The 14,874-nt window shown below is 35.8% G+C and carries 3 protein-coding genes; all 3 read right to left on the bottom strand.

The features are described from left to right. Nucleotides 1-210: 210 nt before the first annotated feature. The 3 genes from CLU82_RS07820 to CLU82_RS07830 all read right to left on the bottom strand — a co-directional run bounded on the left by CLU82_RS07820 (nt 211) and on the right by CLU82_RS07830 (nt 14,504). Nucleotides 211-8,229, bottom strand: a complete 8,019-nt coding sequence (locus CLU82_RS07820) for an MBG domain-containing protein (protein ID WP_100842561.1) — start codon at nt 8,227-8,229, stop codon at nt 211-213. A gap of 793 nt (nt 8,230-9,022) precedes the next feature. Continuing rightward, nucleotides 9,023-10,402 (bottom strand): hypothetical protein, encoded by a 1,380-nt coding sequence (locus CLU82_RS07825; protein ID WP_100842562.1) that lies wholly within the window; start codon nt 10,400-10,402, stop codon nt 9,023-9,025. Between the two features lie 565 nt (nt 10,403-10,967). Next, a complete protein-coding gene (locus tag CLU82_RS07830) occupies nt 10,968-14,504 on the bottom strand; it encodes a hypothetical protein (protein ID WP_100842563.1) in 3,537 nt (1,178 codons plus the stop codon). Nucleotides 14,505-14,874 lie beyond the last annotated feature (370 nt).

Here is a 14,874-nt window from a genome sequence, read left to right on the forward strand (position 1 = left end):
TTGTTTTCTAACGAACCTGAAATGAATCAGTTGGTATTGCCATCAGAATTATAATGCAAATATAAAACTAAAAATCAACCGTTTAACAATAAATCAAAAATTTAGCAGTCGATAAAATGTTAAATATGGAATTTGTATTTTTTTTATATATAAAATCCCATTCTGAATAAACAGAATGGGATTTTAAAATATTATTATTGTTTTTATCGGTTAATCGTGAAAAATGATTTCCTCGCTTACCCATTTGCCATTTGCCAATTGAGTCATAACAATCAAAAACTGCTCGCTAGATCCCAAATGATCAACTATAAATTCATTCTTATCTACTTTGTCTTTATCATAAAGCAAACTGCCTTTTAAATCATAGATTTTTACAGCCGATATTGTCTGATCAAAAGAATTGATTTTAATTTGACTGTTTTTAAACGAAACCACAACCCCTTTTCCTTTGGTCTCAAAATCGCCTGTGCCCAATTTAGAATCTGTATAACGCAATACAAAACGATCATTAAACGTGCCTATTTCTGTAGTAAAAGAATAGGCTTTGCTTTTTAAATCATAAAGAGTATTGGTCGCTTTATCTTCTAAATAAACCGCTTGATTAGTCATCGCTCCATCAACATTATCGATACTAATTTGGAACGTTCCTGCAATTGTAGTTTTGTATCCTAATGGAACTGTATCTGCTGTATCAAATGGCAATCCACGTCCCTGAATGGCATAGTTTTTAGAATCGAGTACACTATAAAAATCTATATATGTATTTCCATTAAGACTAAGACCATCGTAAAATCTATCAACTTCATTGCTAGCTCCTGCAATATAACCAACCAATAATTGTTTGAAAGCTCCTCCATCATTGGTCAAATTCAACCAAATTCTATTCTTTGTTTTCGCTGCAGCTTTCTTAGTATTCGATGGCCTGAAAAATTGACCATTCGATCCAGAACTTGAAAGGCGCATTGAATTATCAAAGTAAAATTTACCCTCTACATTACTAGCTACAAAAAACGCCTGACCAGCAGCTATTTCTCCTGATGGTATCACTCCATCGGGTGTTCCATTCCCATCGTCGTCTGTACTTGGCGCAGCTCCTGTTCCCCCTGTCATGTTATAAACTGCATAATCATCCGAAGTATACACATATTTAGAACCTGTTAATGTTCTTTTAGTATTATGCGTCCAAAAGTACAAAGCACTATTAATAAAATCTTTATTTCTAACATCGTCCATAAACTCATCTGCATCTAAGGCTGAAGCATACGGATTACCTATCAAATTACTTTTTACAGTCTCCACATCAATACCTACTATTCCATTATTTGGCACTCCTTTAAATTCAAATGTTTGAGGTGTAGTAGTGTATAATTTAGGAATTCGAATTATAAATCCTTTCCCTGCCGGATTCATCATATTAGAACCACTCTGTGGTACCCAAGCCCCTGTGGCATAACTATAATATCTATCACTAGCTGGTGAAAACTTATTCAAAACCTGATCCGCAACTGGCGAAGACCAATATACATAATCGAAATTCACTACTGGTGAAGTAGTACGGATATAATTAATCTTTCCAGTATTTACTGCATCATCATTCACTTGAACCAAACTTGCAGTGTTCTCGAATGTTAAAGTTCCTGCATCTACTCCTTCAACACCTTGTATCTCTAAACCGTTTTGTAGTTTTAAAACTGCATCTGCTTTAACAAGAACATCTACACTAGCATTCACTTGACAAGAACAACCATCCATTGATGATGTTACTCCAAAAACATAAGGTCCTGCAAAAATAATTTTTCTTGTACTATCTGGTCCAATACCTCCAACCCAAGCACTACCTGTCCAAGTAGCCGTAGGCACATCCAAAATAGTAACACTAAGTCCAGGAGAAGAGATACAACCCAGATCATTACGAACCTTAAAGGTATACGTTCCAGCTATTAAGCCTGTAACTAAAGTTGAAGATCCTGTACCAGAAGTTGTAGTGGTAACACCTCCAAGTGTTCTTTCTAAAGTCCAGTTTCCACTAGGTAGGTTGTTTAAAACAACACTTCCCTTAGCCGAACAAGTCACATCGGTTTTCGCTCCTTGAGTTGGATCCGTTACAATTGTAGTTGGTGTAACTCTTAAATAACTTGGGCAACCTAAATTATCAGCAACTACCGAAATGGTACCTGTTACTGTACCAGTTGTAACGGTTATACTAATGGAACCTTGTCCGCTTACCAAAGTCCAACCTGATCCTGTTGGAATTGTCCACTGATAATCCCCTGCTCCTGTATCATCAATGCTAAAAACAGCAGTAGTATTAGGGCAATAAGTCGTATGCGCATCAAAAGCAAAAGGTGAACTTCCATTTAAACGAATACCTCCTGAATCTGGTTTTACACTCAACGTTACATTTTGAGTAAAAATTGCAGGACAATTAGGTGTCGAACTAGTTATCGTTATTCCTGTTATTTGTAAATTTTTACCATTATCAGCACTAACTGTAAGTGCTCTGGTTGTAAAGGTACCACTTCCAGATCCATCAGAAACTACTGTTACCGATTGCGGAGCATCTCCTGTTATTGTATAATTTACTGTCGAAGTACTATTTACCACTAAGCCTGTTAAATTTATAGTAGCACTAGATCCTTCGCATACTGGAGATTGTGTAGCACCTGTTAAAGTTGCAGTAGGGTTAATCGTTACTGATTTTTGTGTCGCTGACGCTAAACAAGTTGTAGCTGTTATTGTTTCGGTAACATCAACTGTACCTGTACCAGATGCACCCCATGTTACTGTGATAGAATTTGTTGTTGAACCTGCAGTGATTGAACCTCCAACTACTGTCCATGAATACGTATGACCTACAGCTCCCGTTACACTATAAACAGAACCCGTATCCCCAGAACAAACAGGAGAAGTTCCTGTGATAACTGGTGTAGGCAATGCATTTATTGTTAAATTCCCACTGACCATTGTTATCGCATAATTACTAGCAGAAAAGCCAACTCCTGTAGGATTTGACGGAACTATATCTCCTAGATATAAACTTGCCGACGCGATGAGTGAAGCGTCATATCCACCAGTACTTGATAAAGTTACATTGGTTATTGTTTCACCGTTTTGTAATGCAGAGGCTGTAAAAGCAGTTGTTCCTAAAGTTAATGCAGTTCCATAACATTTGCTTTGAGCATTGGCTGTTATAGTTAAGGTTGCTGCTGTAATAGTTACTGTCCCTGCGGCATAAGTAAATGAATAATTACTGGAAGCTAATGTTCCAACTGCAACACTTATCGGATAAGTTCCAACTGTACTAGAACCAGTTGCAGTTGTGGTTACACTTGGAGAGCCTGTAATACCACTGGTAGCCAAAGTTTCTCCATTTGTAAAGCCACTGTAAGTAACGGTCAATGTAGGGTTAGCTGCTCCATAAGTCTTACTTTGTGCATCTGCTGTTACTGTTATAGAAGCTTTAGTTACTGTAAGTGTACCTGCGGCATAAGTAAATGAATAATTGCTGGAAGCTAATGTTCCAACTGCAACACTTATCGGATAAGTCCCAACTGCACTAGAACCAGTTGCAGTTGTGGTTACACTTGGAGAGCCTGTAATACCACTGGTAGCCAAAGTTTCTCCATTTGTAAAGCCACTGTAAGTAACGGTCAATGTAGGGTTAGCTGCTCCATAAGTCTTACTTTGTGCATCTGCTGTTACTGTTATAGAAGCTTTAGTTACTGTAAGTGTACCTGCGGCATAAGTAAATGAATAATTGCTGGAAGCTAATGTTCCAACTGCAACACTTATCGGATAAGTCCCAACTGCACTAGAACCAGTTGCAGTTGTGGTTATACTTGGAGAGCCTGTAATACCACTGGTAGCCAAAGTTTCTCCATTTGTAAAGCCACTGTAAGTAACGGTCAATGTAGGGTTAGCTGCTCCATAAGTCTTACTCTTTGCATCTGCTGTTACTGTTATAGAAGCTTTAGTTACTGTAAGTGTACCTGCGGCATAAGTAAATGAATAATTGCTGGAAGCTAATGTTCCAACTGCAACACTTATCGGATAAGTTCCAACTGCACTAGAACCAGTTGCAGTTGTGGTTATACTTGGAGAGCCTGTAATACCACTGGTAGCCAAAGTTTCTCCATTTGTAAAGCCACTGTAAGTAACGGTCAATGTAGGGTTAGCTGCTCCATAAGTCTTACTCTTTGCATCTGCTGTTACTGTTATAGAAGCTTTAGTTACTGTAAGTGTACCTGCGGCATAAGTAAATGAATAATTGCTGGAAGCTAATGTTCCAACTGCAACACTTATCGGATAAGTTCCAACTGCACTAGAACCAGTTGCAGTTGTGGTTACACTTGGAGAGCCTGTAATGCCACTGGTAGCCAAAGTTTCTCCATTTGTAAAGCCACTGTAAGTAACGGTCAATGTAGGGTTAGCTGCTCCATAAGTCTTACTTTGTGCATCTGCTGTTACTGTTATAGAAGCTTTAGTTACCGTAAGTGTACCTGCGGCATAAGTAAATGAATAATTACTGGAAGCTAATGTTCCAACCGCAACACTTATCGGATAAGTCCCAACTGCACTAGAACCAGTTGCGGTTGTGGTTATACTTGGAGAGCCTGTAATACCACTGGTAGCCAAAGTTTCTCCATTTGTAAAGCCACTGTAAGTAACGGTCAATGTAGGGTTAGCTGCTCCATAAGTCTTACTCTTTGCATCTGCTGTTACTGTTATAGAAGCTTTAGTTACCGTAAGTGTACCTGCGGCATAAGTAAATGAATAATTACTGGAAGCTAATGTTCCAACTGCAACACTTATCGGATAAGTTCCAACTGCACTAGAACCAGTTGCAGTTGTGGTTACACTTGGAGAGCCTGTAATGCCACTGGTAGCCAAAGTTTCTCCATTCATAAAACCAGTATAAGTAACGGTCAATGCAGGGTTAGCTGCTCCATAAGTCTTACTTTGCGCATCTGCTGTTACTGTTATAGAAGCTTTAGTTACTGTAAGTGTACCTGCGGCATAAGTAAATGAATAATTACTGGAAGCTAATGTTCCAACTGCAACACTTATCGGATAAGTTCCAACTGCACTAGAACCAGTTGCAGTTGTGGTTACACTTGGAGAGCCTGTAATACCACTGGTAGCCAAAGTTTCTCCATTTGTAAAGCCACTGTAAGTAACGGTCAATGTAGGGTTAGCTGCTCCATAAGTCTTACTTTGTGCATCTGCTGTTACTGTTATAGAAGCTTTAGTTACTGTAAGTGTACCTGCGGCATAAGTAAATGAATAATTGCTGGAAGCTAATGTTCCAACTGCAACACTTATCGGATAAGTCCCAACTGCACTAGAACCAGTTGCAGTTGTGGTTACACTTGGAGAGCCTGTAATACCACTGGTAGCCAAAGTTTCTCCATTTGTAAAGCCACTGTAAGTAACGGTCAATGTAGGGTTAGCTGCTCCATAAGTCTTACTTTGTGCATCTGCTGTTACTGTTATAGAAGCTTTAGTTACTGTAAGTGTACCTGCGGCATAAGTAAATGAATAATTGCTGGAAGCTAATGTTCCAACTGCAACACTTATCGGATAAGTCCCAACTGCACTAGAACCAGTTGCAGTTGTGGTTATACTTGGAGAGCCTGTAATACCACTGGTAGCCAAAGTTTCTCCATTTGTAAAGCCACTGTAAGTAACGGTCAATGTAGGGTTAGCTGCTCCATAAGTCTTACTCTTTGCATCTGCTGTTACTGTTATAGAAGCTTTAGTTACTGTAAGTGTACCTGCGGCATAAGTAAATGAATAATTGCTGGAAGCTAATGTTCCAACTGCAACACTTATCGGATAAGTTCCAACTGCACTAGAACCAGTTGCAGTTGTGGTTATACTTGGAGAGCCTGTAATACCACTGGTAGCCAAAGTTTCTCCATTTGTAAAGCCACTGTAAGTAACGGTCAATGTAGGGTTAGCTGCTCCATAAGTCTTACTCTTTGCATCTGCTGTTACTGTTATAGAAGCTTTAGTTACTGTAAGTGTACCTGCGGCATAAGTAAATGAATAATTGCTGGAAGCTAATGTTCCAACTGCAACACTTATCGGATAAGTTCCAACTGCACTAGAACCAGTTGCAGTTGTGGTTACACTTGGAGAGCCTGTAATGCCACTGGTAGCCAAAGTTTCTCCATTTGTAAAGCCACTGTAAGTAACGGTCAATGTAGGGTTAGCTGCTCCATAAGTCTTACTTTGTGCATCTGCTGTTACTGTTATAGAAGCTTTAGTTACCGTAAGTGTACCTGCGGCATAAGTAAATGAATAATTACTGGAAGCTAATGTTCCAACCGCAACACTTATCGGATAAGTCCCAACTGCACTAGAACCAGTTGCGGTTGTGGTTATACTTGGAGAGCCTGTAATACCACTGGTAGCCAAAGTTTCTCCATTTGTAAAGCCACTGTAAGTAACGGTCAATGTAGGGTTAGCTGCTCCATAAGTCTTACTCTTTGCATCTGCTGTTACTGTTATAGAAGCTTTAGTTACCGTAAGTGTACCTGCGGCATAAGTAAATGAATAATTACTGGAAGCTAATGTTCCAACTGCAACACTTATCGGATAAGTTCCAACTGCACTAGAACCAGTTGCAGTTGTGGTTACACTTGGAGAGCCTGTAATGCCACTGGTAGCCAAAGTTTCTCCATTCATAAAACCAGTATAAGTAACGGTCAATGCAGGGTTAGCTGCTCCATAAGTCTTACTCTTCGCATCTGCTGTTACTGTTAAAGCTGCCTTATTAATTATCAATGTCACCGCAGTACGAGAAGCACTAATACATCCCGTAGTTGTATTTCTTGCTTGTGCATAAACCGTATAGGTTGTAGCATTTATAGCGACTGGAGTATACGTTAGTGTACCTGTTCCAGAGGTAAGAACGCCTCCTCCAGTTGCATTAGCATACCAGTCTATTGTTTCACCAGCATTTGCACTTGCTGATACTGTAGTTGCATTAGCTACACCTGTATATGTTTTAGTAGCAGGAGTACTACCTGTAACTGTTGGTGTATTTACATTTACAACTACAGAAGCACTTGTTACAGAGCAACCAGTATTTGGAGCGAGTCCACCACTAGCACCAGTTCCGCTTACTACTCTTCTATAATATGTTGTAGCGGTTGGTGATGGACTATAATCTTCTGTAGTTACACCTGTATTTGTCCAAGGAGCAGCATTATTTGGGGATGACTCCCATTGAAATTTTAAATATGGACTTGATGCCCCATTAAAAAGATATGAAGATCCATCTAAAGTAACTGCTGCACCACTACAAGATGCTGACGTTGCAGGTGTAACGGTATTCGTTGATTCATCAAATGGTGTAATAGTAAATCCTAGCTCATTTTGAGTCGCATTTTCATAATAATCTAATACAAAATCATCATCTCCATCTAAACTAACCAATACATTATTATAATCTGTTGGAGCCTGATCTTGCCATTTATCAAAAATAGATGTTCCATTTAAAGAAAGTCTTACCCCATCGTCTCCTTTAACATTAACTAGATAGCAACCATTTTTAGTTGTATGCATTTTATAACGCACTGCAAAACCTTCAGCATACATAGTAGCTCTTTGTGCACCACCAGAAAAAACTGGAAAACAACCTGTATTTCCTCCGAAGTTTTCGTTAATTGTTTCAGATGTAATATTATAATAACCTACATAATTACCAGATGTAGGAGCCGTACCATTATAAATATGGCCAATCCAAGTATTATCACTAGCAGTTGTTGTCAAATCTGTCGCATTTGAATTAACAAAAGAATTCAAAGTAACTGTTATCTTACCTCCACCACTATCAGTAGAACAGCCTCTCATTAATAGAACTTTAATTTGACCACTTATGGTTGAAGTCCACGTAATACTTGCTCCATTAGTGTTAGAATTAAAACCTGTAGCACCAAAATTAGTATTAGAAGTATCAAACAATGTTAAAGCTTCTGTATTAGAACCACCATTCCAAATATTGGGAACTGAAAAAGTATAATTATACCCTTTTATAACATTAACCAAAACATAATTACCAGCAGTCACATTACCTGCTGTTGTATAAGTCATAGAATTATCAATACAAAAATATGGTGCCGTATATGTTGCAGAAGCCCCTGAGGGATAAGCACACTGCCCAAACCCACTAGTTTGCAGCAAAACCAATAATAAAAACGTATAAAGTAATTTTAATCTCATATAATTTGGGGTATAAATTTAAACAATGGACGTTATTTTTTAGACAAAAAAATTAATAACTCGAAATCCATTTGGATTCGAATAAGAATACGTCTAAGATTTTAGAAAAAAAATAGATTAATGAAAACACAACTGATTAACTGAATCCTTTTTTGTGTTATACTGTTTGATTAAGTGACCAAACACATCCATTATTATCCATTTTGAGAAAATGAAATAATATTTTTTTAGCTTATTCATCTGGGCAGATAAAAAAGCAATAGTAGGTAAAGCTTTATTCATACAATTTAGGTATTTGGGGGCTATGCTATTCTTTTTTTTTACAAAACTAGTGATTTGAGCTACAAATATTTTTTAAATACATACAACTCATTTAAGCACTCAATTTTATCTATTCAAAATAAACAAATGTAATATGCTGTAAAATTAAACATTAAAAAAATAGTAGCACATATAATTTTTAAAAACGTGTGTCAATTTTGGCAAAAAAAATAAAATTTACAATATCCAAAGCTTTGTTTCTAATACAATTTCTATTTTATTTTAAATATCTAGAAACATAGTATCATACATTTTGAAAGATACTTCAATTTATTTAGAAAAATAATAACTGTTTAGACACTAATGATTAGGCGATCCATCACTTTCATTTTATGCTATCAAACATCTACTTTTCATATTAAACTTAAACATCTTTAATATATAATTGTAAATAAATTAAAGAAATATAAAGGCATAAAAAAACCTCATCTTGAATGAACAAAATGAGGTAATTACTATTTTTTTTAAGTCCCTACAAAACAACCTTACTAGCTGCCCATTTACCATTTTTAAGTTGGGTTTTTATTATTAAAACTTGATTTACCACTCCTAAGTTTGGAATCACTAATTGGACTGCATTTAAATTTTTTCTTCCAAATAACTGTTTTTCTCCAAGACTATAAACCAATACTTCACTTATAGCCCCTTCATTAGAGTTAATGGTTATTTCATTATTAGAAACAGCAACAATCACAGATTTCCCTTTGCTATTTCCACGGGATGAAACATTAGTTCCACTATCAATTGCAATAGGATCGGTTACTACGGGTTCGGTTATTATCGGTGTTGGTTCTTCTGGAACAGTTACAATTGGATCGGTAACTACGGGTTCGGTTACAATTGGTGTTGGCTCTTCTGGAATTGTAACAATTGGATCAGCAACTACAGGTTCGGTGACAATTGGTGTTGGCTCTTCTGGAACTATCACAATTGGGTCGGTAACCACAGGTTCGGTTACTATTGGTGTCGGCTCTTCTGGAACTATCACAATTGGATCGGTAACTACGGGTTCGGTTACTATTGGTGCTGGCTCTTCTGGAACTGTCACAATTGGATCAGTAACTACGGGTTCGGTTACAATTGGTGTTGGCTCTTCTGGAACTGTCACAATTGGATCAGTAACTACTGGATCCGCTGGATCAGGAGCTGGTTCTTCCGGTATAATTACGATTGGATCGGTTACAACTGGAATAGGCACTTCTGGAACAATAACAATGGGATCTGTTACTTCGGATACTACTGGCTCTTCAATCACTGGCGGTGTTATTACAGTATGATCAATATACAATAACACAAAACGATCATTAAATCTTCCTGTCGCTGTTGTAAAACTATAAGCTCCATTTTTTAGATTATGAAAGACCCCAGTAGTTTTGTCTTCAAGAAATATATCTTGATTAATAAGTAAACCATCAACATGATCTATGCTAATCACAAAAACACCATCTACTATCGTTCTATAACCCAAAGGAACTTCATCAGTAGTCAAAAACGGAACCGCTCTCCCTTGAATAGTTAGATTTTTTCCTCCATTGATGCTGTAAAAATCAACATATGGATTTGTATCTGCACTGACTGCATCATACAAATTATCCCATCCATCGGTAGCACCCGCAATATAACCAACCAACGATTGTTTAAAAGCTCCTCCGGCGTTCGAAAAATTCAACCACACTCTATTTTTTTCTTTTAGGAGAGATTTCGAAGTGTTATAATTATTAAAAGTAATCTCTTTACTTTCAAAATTTCCAACAGTAGTATTGCTTACCAAGGCATTAGTATTTATCTCTTTTGCAATCAAAATTTGCGAAATCAAAAAAAGCCCATTCAATAAAAGTAAAGTTTTTTTCATGAGAATAACGTATTAAATATTAGATTAATATTCAATTGATTTATCTGAATCAATTGAGGTTTATATATGTATTTGACCAAACATCAACAAGTATTAGATTCTAAATAGCAACTTGAATATCTTGAATTATACTGTTAGCGATTTTATTTACTCGTAGCTATATTTGAACATGACTAACAGATTAATAGGTAATGTAAAAATTGTTAAAAACAATAATTTTTACAGCTACTCAAATTTAATAAATGAAATCAAATAAATAGAAAAAAAGCATATTTTATCGATTAAATACATCTTTTATTTTATTTTATAATAATAAGACTACGTAAATGTAACGATTGAACATTTATATGCAATCAATTAAGCATCAAATGGTTTAATAAAATAGCGATTAGATTTAGATTAACAAGTAGTGAATAGCTTACTGTAGTAATTCTTACCGTTCTTCAGAACTAAACAAGAAATATTAAATATCTTATACCATTTATAACAATCCGTTATTGAAACAAAAAAATCCCATTCTGAACAAACAGAATGGGATTCTAAAAAGTATTGTTTTTATTATTTGTTAATCTTGAAAAATAATTTCTTCACTTACCCATTTATTATTTTCTAATTGAGTCATAACAATCAAAAACTGATCGCTAGAAGCTAAATGATCTACAATAAATTCATTCAGATCTACTTTATTTTTCTCATAAAGCAAACTACCTTTCAAATCATATACTTTTACTGCAGATATAGCTTGGTCGAAAGAGTTTATTTTTATTTGATGATTTTTTACTGATATAACAACTCCTTTTTCTTTGACAACATCATCAGTAACACCTAATTTAGAAGTGCTATTCGCATAACGCAATACAAAACGATTATTAAATGTTCCTATTTCTGTCGTAAAAATATACGCCCCGCTTTTTAAATTATAAATACTATTAGTTACTTTATCTTCTAAATAAACCGCTTGATTAGTTAGACTACCATCTACTTTATTAATACTAATTTTAAAAGTTCCTGCAACAGTTGTATTATAACCCAATGGTACTACATCAGCTTCATTAAATGGTAATTTACGCCCCTGAATGGTATAATTTTTAGAATCGTTTACACTGTAAAAATCTACGAAAGTATTCCCATTAAGACTAAATCCATCATATAATTTATCAAATTCATTGGTTGCGCCTGTAATATAGCCCACTAATAATTGCTTGAATGCACCACCATCATTAGTTAAATCCAACCAAATTCTATTCTTTTCTATACCTGCTCCTTTTTTAGTTTTTGAAGGTTTAAAAAATTGACTATTTGCAGCTGAATCTGAAATCCTCATCAAATTATTAAAATAAAATTTACCTACCACTGAACTTGCTACAAAAAAAGCTTGACCAGCAGCTATTTGCCCCGAAGGAGTTACACCCAAACCACTCGTACTTGGTGCAGGTCCTGCACCACCTGTTAAATTATAAACAGCATAATCATTTGATGTATACACGTATTGAGAACCAACTAATGTTCTTTGAGTATTGTGAGTCCAAAAATACAAAGCACTATTAATTATGTCTTTATTATTATTATTAGTCATAAACAAATCAGCATCTAATGCAGAGGCGTATGGATTACCTATCAAATTACTTTTTACGGTTACAACATCAACCCAAACTTCTCCATTATTAGGTACACCTTTAAATGTAAATGTTTGTGAAGTATTTGTGTACAATTTAGGAACTCGAATAATAAATCCTTTTCCCATTGGATTCATTTTATTGGTACCTGCCTCTGGTACCCAAGCACCATTTGCATAACTATAATATCTATCGCTTGCTGGTGAAAACACATTCAATACTTGATCCTTAACAGGGGAACACCAGTACACATAATCAAAATTCTGCACTGGAGAAGTGTTTCGTACGTAATTAATTTTACCCGTATTTACAGCATTATCATTAATCTGAACCAAACTCGCATTATTCTCGAATGTCAAAGTACTTGTCGGATCTACATCCAATCCATTTACAAGATTTAAAATTGCATCAGTATTCGCACCATTAGGTACACCAACTTTAACAGCTATATTTGCGCCAATTTGGCAAGAACAAGCAGTCAATTTTGAAGTTATTGGAACAAGTGTACCACCACTCATAAAAACAGCTTTCTTTGTGTTGTCTGGTAAACCATTGTCCCATGTTGTGCCATTCATTGTTTTAGTAATAGGCAGCGAGACAGTTGTAATAATTGAATTGGGACCAACTCCACAAACATTTTCGGCACGCAATCGAAGATAAAAAGCAGTTGCAGTTGGCAAGCCTGTTACAGTTGTTGACACAATATTACCCAAGTCTAAATCCCCATAAGGAGACACAATATTAGTAAATCCTGTATCTGTAGCAACATCTAATCTATATTTCGTGGTATTAGCCGAGGCCGTCCAATTGACAACAAAAGAAGTTGCTGCACAACTTAGATTTAATGTAGAAGGTACTACTGGCGCATTAGGAGCTGAATTCAAAATTACACTTACATCCAATCTTGAAGTGCTTTCGCATCCACTTGCTGTTTGACTTGCATAATAATGATTACCATTTATCAAAGCTGTGGAGATAGTTAATGAAGTTCCTCCACTCGGCGCTAAGTACCAAAGAATCCCAGAACCTGTAGCACTTAAATTTGCAACTGTGGGCGAAGCTCCAGAACAAAATGATTGAGATGCCAATCCTGTCGGTGCTGTCGGCGGAGCGGTAACAGTTACCACTGTTGCTAATGATGATGCACTTTGACAACCACTTGCATTTGTAACTTTCACAGTATAACTTCCAGCTGTACTAGGCGCTATACTTAATGAAGTTGCTCCTGTTGACCATAAATAACTATTTCCAACACTTGATGTTAATGTCACACTACCACCAGTACAAAATGTTGTCGACCCTCCAGCTGAAATAATTGGAACAGCGGGTGTGACTGGTTGAGCATTAATTACCGCAGAAGTTGCTGATGAAATGCAACCAGAACTATTTTTAACTGTAACACTATACGTTCCCGAAGATAGCGAATTAAAGACTCCTAAAGTATTGGTATAATCTAATCCATCAATACTGTACTTCAAGACACCATCTGGAGCTGGAGTTAAAATAGATATTGATCCGGTTGCAACTGTACATGTAGGTTGCACCTTAGAAACTGTTGGAGCCGAAGGTAATGCACTTACAATAACAGTAACAATCTTGGCATTTGAAAATAATGTTGTATTAAAATAAGTAGTACAAGTTAATGTAACAGAATAACTCCCTATTTGACTTGCTGTAAAGCTATAATTTTGCAAACTACTTGTTTGAGTGCTTGCATCTGGTGCTACAATTGACCAAGAGTAATTTACACCAGAAGTTGCCCCCCCTGAGGTAGTTGTTCCTGAGACACCCGAAAAAGAACCTAGTAAATTAACCGTATTGTTTATACAAACTGGAGAATTTGATGTTACAATTGGATTTAAAGTCCCACCACTATTCATCAAATCACTAAAATTTGGTAAAGTACTTCCTCCTCCATTACATTTAGAATATGCCGTTGCACCAATATAAATTATTTGATTAGCAGAACATCCAGATCCATTATCTAAACCTCCAGATGTTACTTGAAGACTTGAATTTGAAGGCAATCTTAAATTTACCTTATCGTTAAATTCCATAAATCCTGAAGACGGAGTTACTATTATAGCTTGAGTTGTTAAATAAAAATCCATCCCTCCAGAAGAAGTATCACCTTGCAAAACCAACCTTCCAGTAATTGTTAACGTACCGAAAGGAAAGGTTGTAATCGTAGCATTTATCGTAATTATATGACCTGTTTGAATTAAAACGGCACCCGTACCAGATTTTTCACCAGGATATCCTTGAGTAGCAGTTGGAGTTATCCAACTCGACCCATTATAATATTCCCAACTTGAAAGACTTGTCCAATTTCCAGTTGCTTTGGAACGGTAATCACCAACAGATTGCCCAAAAACAGTATTTCCAAACAAACAAACGAAAAGAACCATCAATAACAATCTAATTGTTCTTGACGATTGTAATGACAACACAGCATTTTTCTTAGAATTTAAGTAGAATTTGTCCATAAGAATAAGTTTTTAATTTTTAAAAATTCCTAAACCAAAATCACAATGTTTTTATCTCAAAAATGATAGAAAATAATTCGTAGGGGAGAATTCATAGTTTTAAAGAAAAATCATTTTTAAGCAACAAAAACAAGAATATATCAATAAAGTTACATGATACTATATATAAAAAATAATTAAATCGTCAAAGCACTTTTATATTCGCTATACTACAACTATACTGTTTATCAGTAAATTAACATCCTTAATAATGAAAGAAATGTATTAAATAATGTAAAATTCATTAATAGGAATTCTCTATTAACAACAACAAATCAATTACTTCAAAAAACAACAAAATCATTATTTTATATTTGAATTAGACCTCTAT

This window comes from Flavobacterium sp. 5, assembly GCF_002813295.1.
GTDB lineage: Bacteria > Bacteroidota > Bacteroidia > Flavobacteriales > Flavobacteriaceae > Flavobacterium.